This window comes from Clostridium sp. 1001270J_160509_D11, assembly GCF_015667935.1.
Classification (GTDB): Bacteria; Bacillota; Clostridia; order Peptostreptococcales; family Peptostreptococcaceae; genus Intestinibacter.
This window is the reverse complement of the sequence record NZ_JADPET010000003.1, coordinates 21811-38317: the sequence shown is the minus strand read 5'-3', so window position 1 is coordinate 38317 and position 16507 is coordinate 21811. Positions and strand designations below refer to the sequence as shown.

Here is a 16507-nt window from a genome sequence, read left to right as displayed (position 1 = left end):
ACTAATTTATTATCTTATATTTGATAATTTATTTTTATGTTTGTAGTATATTTTATTTATTTTTTTCTATTGATTTAATTAAGCCGCCATTTTGAATTATATTTTGCATAAATTCTGGGAATGGTTCTGCTTGATAAGTTTCGTTTTTAGTTATATTTTTAATTACACCTGTATTGAAGTCAATTTCAACTTTGTCGCCTTCTTCAATTCCTTTTGCTGCTTCGTCACATTCAAGTATTGGAAGACCTATGTTTATTGCATTTCTGTAGAATATTCTCGCAAAAGTTGATGCTATTACACAAGATATCCCACTTTCTTTTATTGCTATTGGAGCATGTTCTCTTGATGAACCGCATCCAAAGTTTTTGTTTGCTACTATGATGTCTCCTTCTTCTACTTTTTGAGCAAATTCTTTATCTATATCTTCCATACAGTGAGATGCTAATTCTTTCATATCAGGAGTATTTAAGTATCTCGCTGGTATAATTACATCTGTATCTATATTATCTCCGTATTTAAAAACTTTTCCACTTGCTAACATATTATTTTTCCCCTCCACAAACTTCACTTGGTGATGATATTTTTCCTGTTATTGCAGATGCTGCTGCAACTGCTGGACTTGCTAAATAAACTTCAGACTCCGTATGTCCCATTCTTCCTACAAAGTTTCTATTTGTAGTTGACACTGCTCTTTCGCCTGCTGCCAATATTCCCATATGTCCACCTAAACAAGGTCCACATGTTGGTGTCGAAATTGCAGCACCTGCAAGTACCATATCAGTTATATATCCTTTTTCTATTGCTTCAAGGTAGATTGCTTGTGTTCCTGGGAAAACTATACATCTCACATCATCAGCAACTTTTTTACCTTTCATTATTTCGGCAGCAATTCTCATATCTTCAATTCTACCGTTTGTACATGAGCCGATTACAACTTGATCAATTTTTATATCTTCAGTTATTTCGTCAGTAGTTTTTGTGTTTTCTGGTAGATGTGGGAATGCTACTGTTGGTTTTAACCCGCTTAAATCTATTTCAATCACTCTGTCATATTCAGCATCTTCGTCTGCTTCATATACAGTTGGATTTTTTTCGATAGTTTTGCATGGATGAGTTTTTATATATTCTTTAGTTTTTTCATCAACAGGGAATATACCATTTTTAGCCCCTGCTTCTATAGCCATGTTGCATATTGTAAATCTGTCATCCATTGATAAGTATTGTACACCATCTCCGACAAATTCCATTGACATATATCTAGCTCCATCAACTCCAATTTCGCCGATTATGTGTAAGATTATATCTTTACCACTTATCCATTTAGATGGTTTATTTTTTAGAACAAATTTGATTGCTCCAGGTACCTTAAACCATGCCTTTCCTGTCGCCATGCCAGCTGCCATATCAGTCGAACCTATACCTGTTGAAAATGCACCAAGTGCTCCGTATGTGCAAGTATGTGAATCAGCACCGATTACTACATCACCTGCTGTTACTAATCCCTTTTCTGGTAATAAGCAATGTTCTATTCCCATTTGACCAACATCAAAATAGTTTACGACTTCTTTTCCTCTTGCAAAAGTTCTAGCAACTTTACATTGTTCTGCACTTTTTATATCTTTATTTGGTGTGAAGTGGTCACATACTATTGTGACTTTAGTATTATCAAATACTTCATCTATTCCTAATTTATTAAATTCAGTTATTGCAACTGGAGTAGTTATATCATTTCCTAAAACTAAATCTAAGTTAGCTTCTATTAATTGTCCTTTTTTTACTTCATCCATACCAGCGTGTTTTGCTAATATTTTTTGTGTCATTGTCATCCCCATCGGCATATCCTCCCAATTATCCTTAGTTTACATTCATTTTTATATAGCTCTTATTAATAGCGTTCATAAGTGCGCTTATTGCTGCTGTATTGATATTTTCAGAAATTCCAACTCCGAAATATGGTTCGTCTGCACCTGTATCAATTTGAATATAAGCAACCCCTTTAACATGTGAACCTTCACCAAGAGCATGTTCATGGTAGTGAACGAATTTATAGTTTTTAAGTGGTTGTAATTCTTTTTCATCTTGTTGCATTAATGCATTACTAAATGCATCTACTGGACCATTACCAGTTCCTTTAATTGTATAATCATGGCCGTCAAAGTTTATTACTGCTTCTAATGATAAGCTATTTGTCTCTATATTATTGCTATCAACATCAAATGAATCAGAATCTACTGAGCTTATTTTATATTTTGTTAATTTGTATGGTGTTTCTATATCGATATACCATTTTTTAAATAAGTTGAATATCTCTTGTGGAGAAAGTTCTTTACCCATTGAGTCTGAACATCTTTTTACTACTTTTCCAAAGTATGTCTGCATAGCTTTTGGCATATTATATCCAAATTCGCTTTCCATGATATATGCTGCTCCACCTTTACCAGATTGAGAATTTATTCTTATTATTTCTGTGTATTCCCTTCCTAAATCGTGAGGGTCTAATGGTAAATATGGAACTTGCCATACATATTCACCTCTAGCTTCTCTCGCTTTCATTCCTTTTCTGATTGCATCTTGGTGTGAACCAGAAAAAGCAGTAAAGACTAAATCACCGACATATGGATGTCTTTCATGTATATTTAATTTTGTGCAGTTTTTGTATATATCTGCTATTTCATTTATATTTGAAAAGTCTAGCTCAGGATCTACACCTTGTGCGTACATATTCATTCCCACTATTAATATGTCTAAGTTTCCTGTTCTTTCACCATTTCCAAATAATGTACCTTCTATTCTATCTGCTCCTGCTAATAATCCTAACTCAGCAGCTGCAGTTGATGTTCCTCTATCATTGTGTGGATGTAAACTTATTGTCACACAATCTCTATTTTTAATATTTTTGCTGAACCATTCTATTTGGTCTGCATATCTGTTTGGTGTAGTCATTTCTACAGTTGATGGTAAATTTATTATCATCTTATTTTCTTGTGTTGGCTCCCAAACATCCATAACAGCCTCACAAATTTCAAGAGCATATTCCATCTCAGTTCCTGTAAAACTTTCTGGTGAATATTCAAATTGGAAGTTTGTTTCTGGATATTTAGCTGCTTCTTCTTTCATTAATTTTGCCCCTTTAACAGCTATTCCTATTATTTCGTATTTTTCCATATTGAACACTACATCTCTTTGTAATACTGATGTTGAATTATATAAATGCACTATTGCATTTTTACATCCTCTTAATGCCTCAAAAGTCTTTGTTATTAAGTGTTCTCTTGATTGAGTTAAAACTTGTACCTTAACATCATCTGGTATTAAGTTCTCATCTATTAACTTTCTTAAAAAGTCGTATTCAGTTTGTGACGCTGATGGAAATCCTATTTCGATTTCTTTGAATCCTACATCTAACAACATTTTAAACATTTTCATTTTTTCATCTACACTCATTGGAGTAGGTAGTGATTGATTCCCGTCTCTTAAATCTACACTACACCAAATAGGTGCTTTTGTGATATCCTTGTCTGGCCATTCACGATTTGTAAAGTTTTTTGGTTGAAAGTCTGGTTTTACATATTTTTTATAATTAAACTCACTATTTCTCATTTTTTATCCCCCTGTATTAACTATTCACATTGTGTATTTTGTATATTATTCAGTATTTTCTGATATTTAGTTTGAGTATTTTTCCGCTTTACTCAGTTATTTGTACTATTTGCCCATGTACTTATTTAACATATGTGCCTTTATATGTGTTTATATTCCCTAGTTATTTTTTATTTTGTGCTTTTTTATTCCCTATTATTTTTCTCTTATCGAGTCCCAGTTATTATTAGTTATTTACCAAACATTAAAAAAATTTAAAATTTAATTGAGATTGGCCTTATCTCTTTTATTTTTTGTGTTAAAAAAACCCCGTCTCTAAAAATTAGAGACGAGGTTGTATTCTCGCGGTACCACTCTAGTTAGCTTATAAAAAGCCCACTCTGTAACAGTTAAAACTGTATGCCTTATAACGTAGACTAACGTTTTACCCTAGGTAAACAGCTCCTAGACAAGTTCAGATTCATCCACTGCCAAATCACACCACACTTTGGCTCTCTGTAAGTTTCATAAATTCCTACTACTTCTACTCAACGCCTTTGTTTAGTTTTTGTTGTTATTTTGTGTATTTTCTTAACTTAATTAAAATAATATATTATTTACCATTTATTGTCAATAAGTTTTTGTATATTTTCTTCAATTCATTAAATTCCGAAAAATTCTATAATTTGATCTTCCCAATAATTGATTACTAATTCTTTTGGGAAATTAGCTTCTTCAATTATTGCTTCTGCATATTGGAAAACTCCTATATCATAACATATATGAGAGTCTGTTCCCATTATTATTCTTACACCGTATTCTTTACAAAGTTCTAGGTATTTCAGTATATTTTCTCTAGCGCCTTCTCTAGATGTATTTGGTGATAATGATGAATTATTTACTTCTAATAATATATTTTTTTCTTTTGCTTTTTTTACTATAGCTTCATAATCAAGCTCATATCTAGCGTCATCTGGATGACCTATTATTTTTACTTTTTCTTTATCCATAACGTTAAGTATTGCCATTGTATTGTCTTCTTTAGTAGATGGTTCTATACATACTATATGAAGACTAGCTATTAGATAATCAAGACCATCAAGAGCTTTTGAATCTAATTCGTCTATATTTCCATTAACATCAAGTATATTAGCTTCCATACCTCTTAATATTTTAACGCCATCCATTTCTCTTGGAACTACTTTTAGATTGTGAAAAAAGTATTCTGCTGGTCCGCCTGTCATTGTTGAACCATGGTCAGATGTCCCAAGAAATTTCATGCCATGTTTTTTAGCAAATTGTATATTTTCATGTATCGTGCTGTAAGCGTGTCCACTTGCAACAGTATGTGTATGCATATCTATTATTGCTTTCATTATTCTTCCTCTCTATGATATTTAGTATAAAATGATTCAAGCTGCCCCAATACTGAGACAGCTCTTATTTTAATGTTTAATTATTATTTTCCAGCTTTTTTTATAGCGTCGCCAATTGTAGCACCTAAAGATTCTTCAGGTTTCATAAATTGAGTGTAATCTTCTTCTGGCTCTGCATTAACTTCTTTTATAGATATTAACATTCTTTTTTCTTCTGGATGGAAGTTTAATATTTTAGCTTCTATTTCATCACCAGGATTTACTACGCTGCTTACTGTTGGAACTCTTTTTTCGCTTAATTGAGATATTGGTAAATAAGCTTCAACACCTTCTTTTATTTCAACGAAAGCTCCTCTATCTATAGTTCTAACAACTTTACCAGTTATAACATCACCAACAGCAACTTCTTTAGCTATTAATTGCCATGGATCGTTGTTTATATCTTTTACTGCTAAAGCTATTCTATTATTTTCTTTATTTACTTCTAATACATAAACGTCTAATTCTTGTCCTTCAGAAACTACATCTTCAACAGACTCTACTCTTTTCCAAGCTAAGTTGTTTATATGAGCTAATCCTTCTAAACCTTCACCGATATCTATGAAAGCTCCATAAGGCATTATTTTTGTTACTTTACCATGTATTTTTTGTCCTACTTCAAGAGAATCGAATATGTTTTGTCTAGCTTCTTTAACCCTAGCTCTTTCTGCATCTCTTTCAGCTTTAACTTTAGCTCTTTCTGCGTCTCTTTCTGCTTTTTCTCTTTCTTTTCTTTCTTGTCTTTCTACGTTTATTCTTTCTTGTAATACTTCTCTATGAGATGCAACATATTTGTTTCTGTTTGTGTTGAATTCTATTATATAAACTTCTAAATTTGCACCAACATATTCTTTTGTATCGTTTACAAATTTAGTGTCTATTTGAGATATTGGTATAAATAATTGAATTGATTTGTATTTTGCAAATACACCTCTTGGTATAGCTTTTTCAACATATGCAGTAACTATTTTATGTTCGTTATATGCTGCTTCTACATCTTTTAAGTCTTGTTCTTTATCTGCTAATACTTTTGATAATCTTACAGTACCATCTTTAGGAGATACTTTAGTTATAACAGCAGATACTTTGTCGCCAACTTTATAAACATCAGCAACTTCTTTGCCCTTTTCTATATTTAAATCGTCTGATATGATTACTCCGTCAAATCCACAATCTAAACCAAGTACAACTGCATCATGAGTTACTTTAGTTATAGTTCCTGTTATAAGTTCCCCTACTTTTAATTTGTCTAACTGTTGTTCTTGTTGGTCTAACAGCTCTTGCATTGATAATTCATTAGTCATTTTATAATACATCCTTTCACACGTTTATCTTATTAATCCTATAAGTATTATTATACCATTAATCGTTAAAATACCTACAGTTTTATTACAAAATTTATACATAAATTTTATTTGTGTTACAAATAATTTATGTTTATACTGTAATATTATTTTTTTAATTTGCAAACGACAAAACACTTGCCAAAAAATAAATATATATTTTGTTATACCTTAATATTATACTAAATTTTTCATAATTTTACATCGATCTGTAAAAAGTTGGTATATTTATTTTTTTATTTATGACATTTTTGATTCTAAGAGCCTAAAAAACAATATATTTTTTACTATTATCCCCGGGTATATGATTTTGAATACTCCATATAATAGAATCGACATTTTTAATAAATATTTTATGCGAGGGATGATAATATGGACTCAAATAATTATAAAAAACAATTAAAAAAAGAAAAGGTAGAACTCGAAAATTTAATATCAGAAATGAAGGATAATACGCTATTTGGTAATACATCGCGTCACACTAGTGAAAGATATAGTTCTGGTGAATTATCTAGTTATGATAACCATCCAGGAGATATTGGTACTGAAGTTTATATGAACGATATGCAAAATAGTTTAACAGACCATCAACAATACCAATTAGATAAAGTCAATGATGCACTAAATAAAATTGATAATGATGAATTTGGATATTGCGAAAGATGTCATAACAAAATAGAATCAGAAAGACTCGATATCTTGCCAGAAACAAAACTTTGTGCCCACTGCGCACAAGAAACTGAAACATATTCAAGATATGATAACACAGAGCATTATGATTCTAATAATATAAATAGAGATCCTCATTTTTACTCAGAATATGTTACAGATTTAACTGACTTGAACAAAAATGGTTCATCAGCAAATCAAAATGGCCCTAGAGATAAAGATGATTTATTTTATAGCAATTAATAATTTATAACTAAAAAGTATAGGACTAAATTTTATAATCCTATACTTTTTATCTTAATAATTAATCTAAATCTTCACCGTTAGTTTCTATTACTTTTTTGTACCAATAAAAACTGTCTTTTCTCTTTCTCTCGTGTGAGCCGTTTCCTAAATCATCTTGGTCTACATATATAAATCCATATCTTTTTGTTATTTGTGAAGTTGAAGCACTTATTAAGTCTATTGGTGCCCAACTAGTATACCCCATCAACTCAACACCAGCATCTACTGCTTTTTTCATTTCTTTGAAATGTGCTCTAAAATAGTCTATTCTGTATGGGTCATGTATACTTCCATCATCTTCTACCACATCTTTTGCACCTATTCCGTTCTCAACTATAAATAGAGGTATTCTGTAACGGTCATATAGTTCTATAAGAGATATTCTAAGACCTATAGGATCTATTTGCCACCCCCAATCACTAGATTTTAAATATGGGTTTTTTACTCCAAGAACTGTATTTCCTGGTACCCTTTCAGCATCTGGATCAACTGATTCAGTCATTGTCATATAATAACTAAAAGATAGGAAGTCTACTGTTCCTTCTTTTAAAATTTGTAAATCTCCTTCTTCCATTTTCGGATAATGTCCATTATTTTTTAATTGAACAGTTTTTAATCTAGGATATTCACCCAATACCATTACATCTGCATAGAAGTTATTATCTAAATTTTTGTCTTGTGTTGCTAAAACATCTTCTGGAGCACAAGTTCTAGGATAAGTCATTAGCTTTGTAAGCATGCATCCCATTTTGCTGCCAGGTATAATTTCATGACACATTTTAGTAACTATTGCTGCTGCAACAAATTGATGATGTAATGCTTGGTAACAACATTTTATTTCATCTCCATCACATAGTTCTGGTATTATTCCCGCTGTTGTAAATGGATGACGTATTATACTATCAACTTCATTAAACGTTAACCATAATTTTGCATATTCTCCAAACTCCTCAAAACAAGTTTTTGAGAATCTAACAAACATATCAATTACACTTCTATCATTCCAACCATTATATTTTAATGCTAATTCAAGAGGCATTTCATAATGAGATAGTGTAACCAATGGTTCAATTCCAAGTTTTACCATTTCTTTGAACATGTCTTTATAGAATTTTACCCCTTCTTGATTTGGAGTTAATTCTTCTCCTGTTGGGTATAATCTACTCCATGCTATAGAAACACGTAATACTTTGAATCCCATTTCTGCAAATAATGCTAGATCTTCTTTATATGTATGATAAAAATTTATACCCCTTCTTTTTGGATAATAAGTTGTATCTTTATCTGCCATTGCTTCTTTTATTTTTTCTAAAGAAACTTCTACATGTTTTTTATATTCTTTTACATCTACATTAGGTTTATAAGTTGCAACATCAGCTACTGATAACCCTTTCCCAGCCTCATCCCAGGCTCCTTCTAATTGATTGGCAGCTACTGCGCCACCCCATAAAAATCCTTGTTGAAATCCCATATTTAAGCCTCCATCTTTATAGCATCAAATAATATTTCTCCAGCTTTAACTGGACCTGTTTTTGAATTTGCAATTGAATATTTATCACCGTTAATTACTATTACTGGCGTAGTTAATTCATAACCTTCTGATTTTATTTTATTTATATTGAATTCTATTAGATTGTCTCCTGTTTTTACAGTTTGTCCATTTGATACTTTAACATTATAATATTTTCCGTCTAATTTTACTGTATCTAATCCTACATGCATTAATACTTCTGTCCCATTATCTAAAGTTAATCCTATAGAATGTTTTGTATCTGCTATCATACTTACTTTTCCGTTACCTGGTGATTTTAAAACACCTTCTGATGGTATTATCGCAATTCCATCTCCAAGTATTTTTCCTGCAAACACTCCATCATTTACATCCTCAATATTTATCATTTCTCCAGTTAATGGACTTTCTAAAGTTACATCCTCTTCTATTACATCATTATTTTCTTGTACTTTGCTTGTTTGTTCTTGTTTAGCATTTGTTGCAGTTTCTTCTTTATATAATATTATAGATGCTATGAATGAAATTACAAATGCTATTACAAAACCTATTACTGCATACATAAAATTCATACTATTGTCTGGATTTATGAACATTGACATAGATGCAAGTCCTGGCCCAACTACAACAAATGCTTCTACAGAAAATAGTCCTAAAAATAAACCTGATATTCCTGCCCCAATCATAACACTTCCTAATATTTTTTTATTTTGAAGTGTAAGACCATAAAGTGCTGGTTCTGTTATTCCAAATAATGCTGATATACCTGCTGATACTGCTGTTGAACGAGTCTCTGTATCTTTTGACTTAATTGCAACAGCAAAACAAGCTCCACTTTCTGCTATATTATGTGCTAATGATGCTGGCATATAAATAAACTCTTTTCCTACTTCTGAGTAAGTTGATATAGCATATGGAAGGAATGCTTTATGCATACCTGTTGCAACACATAATGGTAATAACATCGCAAACAATCCTATCCCTATAAACCCTACTTTTGCATAAATTGTTAATATTAATGTTGTTAATAAAGTACCTATATTATATCCTAGTGGTCCTAAGAATAATAATGTACAAGGTAAAACTATTATGTAACACATCATTGGTACAAAGAATATACGTATTGGTTTTGGTGTAATTTTATTAAAGAATTTTTCTACAAATGCTAGTAAGAATATAGTTAGTAAAGCTGGGAAAATTTGATAAGCATATGCTATATTCTTTAATGTAAGACCGAATAACTTAACTCCACCTTCTGTCGCAAGAAGTGCAGTTATATTAGGCAATAACAATGTTCCTACTGCTGCTATCGCAACCATTTGATTGCATTTTAATTTTTTAGCTGCTGAATTAGCTACGAGCAATGGTATAAAGTATAGTGCTGCATCACCTATATTATTAAAAACTGTGTATGCTACACTAGTATTATTTAAAACCCCTAATAATACTAATAATGATATTATAGATTTTAATACACCTGCTCCAGCGATTGCAGGCACTAGTGGCTGAAATACCCCTATCACAAAGTCCATAATTCTTGCCCCTAACTTCTGATCTTTGTTAGTTTCTTCACTAGAGTTTTTTGTATCAAATGATGCTATTTTTAATATTTCATCATAAACTTCAACAACGTTATTTCCGATTATAACTTGACATTGTACACCCATTACAACCCCAAGCACGCCTTTAACTTGTTTTAATTCACCAACTTTAACTTTGTTAACATCTTTTAATGTAAAACGTAATCTAGTAGAACAGTGTTCAAAGTGTGAAACGTTATCTTCACCGCCTATACACTCTAATATTTCGGTAGATATCTTTCTATAGTCCATTCTTATTCATCCCTTCTTATTTTATATTAAAATATTCTTCTGGTTTCAATTCTTTGACTATATTAACTATATGATATGCAAGATAACCCATCTCTGCTTTTGTTACATTTTTTTTGTAATTAAGCTCTATAAATAATGCTATCTTATTTACACAATCTATAGCTTCTTGATAAGCATTTTTACTCATATTATATAAAAATGTATCCTCCTCTTGTATTAGACTCTCATCTAAAACTCTTCTGACAAAGAACTGTAGATGTCTAAGAAATCTTTCATATCTAATTGATTTTTCATCAAATGTAATATCAAAATGAACTCTAATAATTTCTAATATTACTTGAATCAACTTTGGCGCGCGCATAGTAATATTAAAAGATTCATTCATTGATGCATTTACTATATGTAAGGTTAAAAATCCCACCTCATCATCTGATACTCGTATATCAAAGTGATTTTCAATTATAGTTCTAGCTTTTTTTGCTACATCATATTGTTTTCTATAGATATGTTTTATATCCATTAATAGAGGATTTTCAAAAGATATGTTCTTTTTTTCTCGTTCCATAAATAAACTAATATGGTCTATTAATGTAATATAGATATTTTCACTAAGTTCTAAGTCAGAGTTTTCTTTTATCATCTTTATAATCTCATCTGCTATGTCTAAATATTCTGTTGATATATTTTGAAGTAACTCTTCAACACGTGATATTACAAATTTATCTTTTAGTGTGAAATATTTTTCTATTTTAGTTTCATCGATTACATCGCCTTTCTTTTTTTGAAAACATATTCCTCTGCCTGAAACAATCATTTCATCACCATTTTGTAAGACAGCTGCTACATTATTATTATAAACTCTTAAAATTTCCATATTACATCCCCCCACAGTTATTAATTGATTGCATAAAAAAAGACACACCTCTTCTCCATTTATAAAGATTACTTAGATTCATCTATAAATAAGAATTTGGTTATGCCTAGTAATTAGTAACATTCCTCATTTCTAATAAGAATATTACCATAATATAGTTTGTTGTGTCAATTATATTTTAAATTTTCGAATAAATTATGCCTAAAATCATCTAAAAATTTTTCAAAAAAATAGAAGGTGAAAATCACCTTCTTCTTGGTAAATAATTAATACATTTAAATAACTGGGCACTATATGTATATATTTATTGTATATAATTTTCGGCTTTAATGCAACTTTTTTTACCATTTTTAAGATATAATTTTTTATAGTTCTAACTTAACATTTTAAAATATATCATATTGCACTTACTATCATACAATGGTTCATATATTAGGTTTTATTTTACACAATCTTTTTATTCTTTACCTCAATATGCTATAAATTTTAAACATCTTATGCTACTATTTTCTTGTAAAAGATTAACATAACGAGGTGATTTAATGAATAACCTAAAAGATAAATTATTTGAACTATCTGATGAGAAATATAAAAAATTTCACAGCGGATTATGCCCAAATACCGATAATATAATCGGAGTTCGACTGCCAAAGTTAAGAGAAATTGCTAAAGAAATTGCCAAAGGGGATTGGAAAGATTTTTTAGCAACTTCAAGTAATGATTATTATGAAGAAGTCATGATTAATGGCCTTGTAATAGCATATGCAAAATGTGATGTTGATGAAAAATTAAACTATATTGAAAGCTTTGTTCCAAAGATAGATAATTGGGCTATTTGCGATAGTTTTTGCAATAGCCTTAAATTTGTAAATAAAAATAAGGAAAAAGTTTGGGAATTTATACAACCCTATCTTAAATCAAATAAAGAATTTGAAATTCGATTTGCTGTTGTAATTATTTTAAATTACTACATTACAGAAGACTACATAGATCTTATTTTAGAAACTTTAGACGAGGTTAAACATGAAGGCTATTATGTAAAAATGGCTGTTGCTTGGGCTATATCACTGTGTTTTGTAAAATTTGAGGAAAAAACTATGAATTATCTTAAAAATAATAAATTAGATGATTTCACATATAATAAATCACTACAAAAAATATGTGAGTCTCTTCGTGTTGATAAAGATATGAAGGCTATAATTAAATCGATGAAAAGATAATTTTTATCTTAAATAATATAAATTTCATTTTATACAAAGGGAGTATTTTCTATGAAGAAATACGACGTTATTATTATAGGTGCAGGGCCTTCCGGGATTTTCTGTGCATATGAATTAATTGAGAACAACAAAAATCTAAATATATTAATGATTGAAAAAGGCAGACCTATCGAAAAAAGAAATTGCCCTAAACGTAAAACTAAAAAATGTGTTGGATGCAAACCCTGTTCTATAACTACTGGATTTGCAGGTGCTGGGGCTTTTTCTGATGGTAAGTTATCACTATCTCCAGATGTAGGTGGAAATCTTCCTGAAATTTTAGGCTATGATAAAACTATTGAACTTATTAAAGAATCTGATTCTATATATTTAAAATTCGGTGCTGATACTAAAGTTTATGGCATCGATAAAGCAAAAGAAATTACTGAAATAAGAAGAAAAGCTATAAATGCTAACTTAAAATTAATCGAATGTCCAATTAGACATTTGGGTACTGAAGAGGGATATAAAATATATTCCAAACTTCAAGAACACTTGTTGTCAGCTGGTATTGAGATGATTTTCAACACTATGGTTGATGATATTATCATAGAAGATAATGTTGCAAAAGGTGTTATTTTAGATGATGGCCGACAATTCTTTGGTGATGAAATTGTCAGTGGTATCGGTCGTGAAGGTTCTGAATGGTTCTCAAATATATGTAAAAAACACCATATAGAGACCCAAGTAGGTACTGTAGATATTGGTGTTCGTGTTGAAGTTAGGGATGAAGTTATGGAATTTTTAAACAAAAACCTATATGAGGCTAAATTGGTATACTATACGCCTACATTTGACGATAAGGTTAGAACATTTTGTACTAATCCATCAGGTGAAGTCGCTACTGAATATTATGAAGATGGGCTAGCTGTTGTAAATGGTCACGCATATAAATCAAAAGAATTTAAAACTAACAACACAAACTTCGCACTATTAGTATCTAAAAACTTTACTAAACCATTTAAAACACCGATAGAATACGGTAAGCAAATCGCTCAACTTAGCAATATGCTGTGTGATGGCAAGATATTAGTCCAAACTTTTGGTGATTTTCAAAGAGGAAGAAGAACTACAGAAAAAAGACTTTGTAGAAATAACTTAATTCCTACACTTAAAGATGCAGTCCCTGGTGATTTATCTTTAGTTATACCTCATAGAATAATGGTCGATATAAAAGAAATGATTTTAGCATTGGATAAAGTTACTCCCGGCATTGCAAGTGATGAAACTCTACTCTATGGAGTTGAGGTCAAATTTTACTCTAATAAAGTAATTGTAAATAAAGATTTTGAAACAAGTGTTAAAAATCTTCGTGCTATGGGAGATGGTGCGTCTGTTACTAGAGGGTTACAACAAGCATCTGCCAATGGACTTAGCGTCGCAAATAGCATACTTTCAAAGTTAAATAAATAGAAAAAATTCACTTCGTTCATGACGCCAACGACTTTGTCCGTTGCTTAAAATTCACTTCATTCATAACACCAACGACTTCGTCTATTACTTTAAATAATAAAAAAGATGCATGATAAATATTTATCTCACATGCATCTTTTTAAATTTATAAGTCTTTTAGATAATTGCTTTTAAATTTATTTTTTTATTGTAAATGATGAATCTATTTTTTTATTATTATCAGTTCTATAAGTATTTATTGTAAATGTTTTATTTGTGACATCTATTATTGAATACGTTGGCACACTTTCCTGCCATCTTGATGCTATATAGGCTTCTTGTTTTTCTGATAAATTATAATACTTACTTCCTGTAGATGAATCAGCAGTAAGATATAAAACTCCTTTAGGCTTTTTAACTACCATAAATGATTTATTTGTTACTGCATAATCGTCTTCTATAGACCTCATATAATTTTCATATTGTTCATTTTTTTCTTTTTCTCCATTTGTATATTTTTCATAGTCTTTTTCAGTAATCATAGATGATTCATCCAGCTTTGCACCTTTTAATATATATGATCTTGAATATATGTGGTCATGCCCTGTTAATACAACATCTATATTATTTGCTTCTAATATTGGTACGATTTTATATCTCATTCTAGTTAATTTAGGTGAGCTAGAATGTTCTCCAGAGCCATATATATCGTGGTGCATTGATACTACTCTCCATGTGGCATCTTCGTTTAGTTTTATTGCATTTTCTATAAATTCTTTGTGCTCAGAAAATTTTTTACTATTGCTATTTAATATTATAAATAAAGTATTTCCATATCTATAATAATAATCACTGCCTGCTGTTGTCTGCCCTAGTCCGCTTTGGTTTGGAGTATTAAAGTGGTATGAATAGTTACCGCTTGGTGAATCATGATTTCCAATCGTAGTTGCTACAGGCATTGATTTTAATAGTGATGGGCTTAAATACCCTGAATATTCAATTTCATTTTTATTGTATAAAGCATTAGATTTACCTTTATCTCTCGATTGTATTTGGTCTCCTGATGATATTATAAAACTTATGTTACAATCTCTTTTTATAATGCTTTCGATAGTATTATTCCAGTTAAAGCTGTCGTTTCTAACTGCTCTATCCTGGATTTCATCTTCGCTCAAATCCTTTGGCATACATCTCCATGATGCACCTATTTGTGGATCTCCAACAAAAGCAAAACTATATCTCTTGGAGTTTTTAGTTTGGTATAGTGTTGGTTTTGTCCATTTCCCATTGATTGTATAGCTATAATAATATCTAGTATTTGGTTTTAAATCTGTTGCTGTTGCTTTATTGCTTTTGAATCCTTCTGTTGCATTTGTTGTTGTGACTTGTAATGCTGTAGAATTTTTCATTTCTGGATTATCACTTATTTTCAAGTTCGGCTTTATTTCACATGTTTTTGAATACCATGCAAAATTCAGTTGTGTTTCATCACTACCTGGTGATAATGACATTTGTGTTGGAGAGTTTTTTATTTTTTCCCATTTGTCACACCATTCACTCCACTTTTTACTCTGGCCTTGTGATGTTTTTGTCGCATCTGTCCAGCTATTATTGTCTACAGCAAATACATTTGTAGATGATGTAATTATCATAACTGCAATAATTATTGATATAAGATAATTTCTTCTTTTCATATTTATGACTCACCCTTTTCAGTTGTAATATTATCAATATATACTACTTTGTTATGATGTAATTAAGTATAAATCCAAGTTATAAAGTATTCAACAAACTTAAGATAGATTTAAAATGTACTTAATTAACTTAACATTCTCTTAATATTTCTAATAAACTTCAATTATAGTATTTTATTCAAGTCGAATTTTTATTCATATAGCTATTTATTTTGTATCAAAAAAATAGTGTTAGATATTATGTTCTAACACTATTTATTCTAAATCTCTATTGTTTTTTTCTTATATTTCTAGTTGATACAATATCCACACCTGTTCCAGCAATATTTGATACCAATACATCACCTATTTTTATAGGCGCTTCAACTTCTACATCTTTAAGCGCTTTTATACAGTCGTGTATTTTTGCTTTTGGAATATCTTCTTTAGTTTTAACCGAAACTACTGCTATATTTCCATTTTTAACTCTTACAATAGAAGTAACTATTCTTGTTGGATTTGTTACTTCTTTTACTGCGTATTCTTTTCCCTTTTTACAAGTGTTTCCTTTTACTTCAACAACTTCTGAACCATCCATATCAACAGTTAAATTGCAGCCTAAAGGGCATCCTATACAAATCAATTCGATTTTATTACTCACTTCTACAGCTCCCAT

Annotated in this window: 13 protein-coding genes and 1 other annotated feature; of the genes, 3 read left to right on the top strand and 10 right to left on the bottom strand. The window is 30.3% G+C overall.

Annotated elements, in window-relative coordinates; all coding sequences use genetic code 11:
* Window positions 1-52 precede the first annotated feature (52 nt).
* The 5 genes from leuD to I4U58_RS00845 form a co-directional block, all read right to left on the bottom strand.
* Window positions 53-541, bottom strand: a complete 489-nt coding sequence (gene leuD / locus I4U58_RS00865; RefSeq protein ID WP_195929012.1) for a 3-isopropylmalate dehydratase small subunit — start codon at window positions 539-541, stop codon at window positions 53-55.
* A gap of 1 nt (window position 542) precedes the next feature.
* The gene (leuC, locus tag I4U58_RS00860; protein ID WP_347708153.1) at window positions 543-1838 is read right to left on the bottom strand and encodes a 3-isopropylmalate dehydratase large subunit; all 1296 of its coding nucleotides are present in this window, start codon (window positions 1836-1838) and stop codon (window positions 543-545) included.
* A 16-nt stretch (window positions 1839-1854) separates the two neighbouring features.
* The gene (gene leuA / locus I4U58_RS00855; RefSeq protein WP_195929008.1) at window positions 1855-3600 is read right to left on the bottom strand and encodes a 2-isopropylmalate synthase; all 1746 of its coding nucleotides are present in this window, start codon (window positions 3598-3600) and stop codon (window positions 1855-1857) included.
* Between the two features lie 321 nt (window positions 3601-3921).
* Window positions 3922-4140, bottom strand: a binding site (T-box leader).
* Window positions 4141-4241: 101 nt separating this feature from the next.
* A complete protein-coding gene (locus I4U58_RS00850; RefSeq protein WP_195929006.1) occupies window positions 4242-4955 on the bottom strand; it encodes a phosphatase in 714 nt (237 codons plus the stop codon).
* Window positions 4956-5038: 83 nt separating this feature from the next.
* Window positions 5039-6298, bottom strand: a complete 1260-nt coding sequence (locus I4U58_RS00845) for a S1 RNA-binding domain-containing protein (protein WP_195929004.1) — start codon at window positions 6296-6298, stop codon at window positions 5039-5041.
* A 411-nt stretch (window positions 6299-6709) separates the two neighbouring features.
* Here I4U58_RS00845 and I4U58_RS00840 point away from each other — a divergent pair, with 411 nt between their 5' ends.
* Window positions 6710-7249 (top strand): TraR/DksA C4-type zinc finger protein, encoded by a 540-nt coding sequence (locus tag I4U58_RS00840; RefSeq protein WP_195929002.1) that lies wholly within the window; start codon window positions 6710-6712, stop codon window positions 7247-7249.
* 61 nt (window positions 7250-7310) lie between these two features.
* Here I4U58_RS00840 and I4U58_RS00835 read toward each other — a convergent pair whose 3' ends face one another.
* From I4U58_RS00835 to I4U58_RS00825, 3 genes are read right to left on the bottom strand one after another with little or no spacing between them, the layout of a single operon-like run.
* Entirely contained in the window at window positions 7311-8762 is a 1452-nt protein-coding gene (locus I4U58_RS00835; protein WP_195929000.1) for a family 1 glycosylhydrolase, read from the bottom strand.
* Window positions 8763-8764: 2 nt separating this feature from the next.
* Window positions 8765-10633 carry a beta-glucoside-specific PTS transporter subunit IIABC gene (locus I4U58_RS00830; RefSeq protein ID WP_195928998.1) on the bottom strand — a complete coding sequence of 623 codons (1869 nt, stop codon included), beginning with the start codon at window positions 10631-10633 and terminating at the stop codon, window positions 8765-8767.
* Window positions 10634-10649: 16 nt separating this feature from the next.
* A complete protein-coding gene (locus I4U58_RS00825) occupies window positions 10650-11507 on the bottom strand; it encodes a PRD domain-containing protein (protein WP_195928996.1) in 858 nt (285 codons plus the stop codon).
* Between the two features lie 542 nt (window positions 11508-12049).
* On the opposite strand from I4U58_RS00825, the gene I4U58_RS00820 reads away from it, so the two are divergent.
* Together I4U58_RS00820 and I4U58_RS00815 are read left to right on the top strand one after the other, a co-directional pair.
* The gene (locus I4U58_RS00820; RefSeq protein ID WP_195928994.1) at window positions 12050-12727 is read left to right on the top strand and encodes a DNA alkylation repair protein; all 678 of its coding nucleotides are present in this window, start codon (window positions 12050-12052) and stop codon (window positions 12725-12727) included.
* Window positions 12728-12778: 51 nt separating this feature from the next.
* A complete protein-coding gene (locus I4U58_RS00815; RefSeq protein WP_195928992.1) occupies window positions 12779-14179 on the top strand; it encodes an NAD(P)/FAD-dependent oxidoreductase in 1401 nt (466 codons plus the stop codon).
* A gap of 176 nt (window positions 14180-14355) precedes the next feature.
* Here the strand turns inward: I4U58_RS00815 and I4U58_RS00810 are convergent, their stop codons facing one another.
* A complete protein-coding gene (locus I4U58_RS00810) occupies window positions 14356-15852 on the bottom strand; it encodes a metallophosphoesterase family protein (protein WP_195928990.1) in 1497 nt (498 codons plus the stop codon).
* A gap of 268 nt (window positions 15853-16120) precedes the next feature.
* Window positions 16121-16507 (bottom strand): DUF1667 domain-containing protein, encoded by a 387-nt coding sequence (locus I4U58_RS00805; RefSeq protein ID WP_195928988.1) that lies wholly within the window; start codon window positions 16505-16507, stop codon window positions 16121-16123.

Bases quoted from the DNA above. Each gene is read 5' to 3' on its own strand.
- leuD (WP_195929012.1), bottom strand. From the start codon at position 541: ATGTTAGCAAGTGGAAAAGTTTTTAAATACGGAGATAATATAGATACA.
- leuC (WP_347708153.1), bottom strand. From the start codon at position 1,838: ATGCCGATGGGGATGACAATGACACAAAAAATATTAGCAAAACACGCT.
- leuA (WP_195929008.1), bottom strand. From the start codon at position 3,600: ATGAGAAATAGTGAGTTTAATTATAAAAAATATGTAAAACCAGACTTT.
- I4U58_RS00850 (WP_195929006.1), bottom strand. From the start codon at position 4,955: ATGAAAGCAATAATAGATATGCATACACATACTGTTGCAAGTGGACAC.
- I4U58_RS00845 (WP_195929004.1), bottom strand. From the start codon at position 6,298: ATGACTAATGAATTATCAATGCAAGAGCTGTTAGACCAACAAGAACAA.
- I4U58_RS00840 (WP_195929002.1), top strand. From the start codon at position 6,710: ATGGACTCAAATAATTATAAAAAACAATTAAAAAAAGAAAAGGTAGAA.
- I4U58_RS00835 (WP_195929000.1), bottom strand. From the start codon at position 8,762: ATGGGATTTCAACAAGGATTTTTATGGGGTGGCGCAGTAGCTGCCAAT.
- I4U58_RS00830 (WP_195928998.1), bottom strand. From the start codon at position 10,633: ATGGACTATAGAAAGATATCTACCGAAATATTAGAGTGTATAGGCGGT.
- I4U58_RS00825 (WP_195928996.1), bottom strand. From the start codon at position 11,507: ATGGAAATTTTAAGAGTTTATAATAATAATGTAGCAGCTGTCTTACAA.
- I4U58_RS00820 (WP_195928994.1), top strand. From the start codon at position 12,050: ATGAATAACCTAAAAGATAAATTATTTGAACTATCTGATGAGAAATAT.
- I4U58_RS00815 (WP_195928992.1), top strand. From the start codon at position 12,779: ATGAAGAAATACGACGTTATTATTATAGGTGCAGGGCCTTCCGGGATT.
- I4U58_RS00810 (WP_195928990.1), bottom strand. From the start codon at position 15,852: ATGAAAAGAAGAAATTATCTTATATCAATAATTATTGCAGTTATGATA.
- I4U58_RS00805 (WP_195928988.1), bottom strand. From the start codon at position 16,507: ATGGGAGCTGTAGAAGTGAGTAATAAAATCGAATTGATTTGTATAGGA.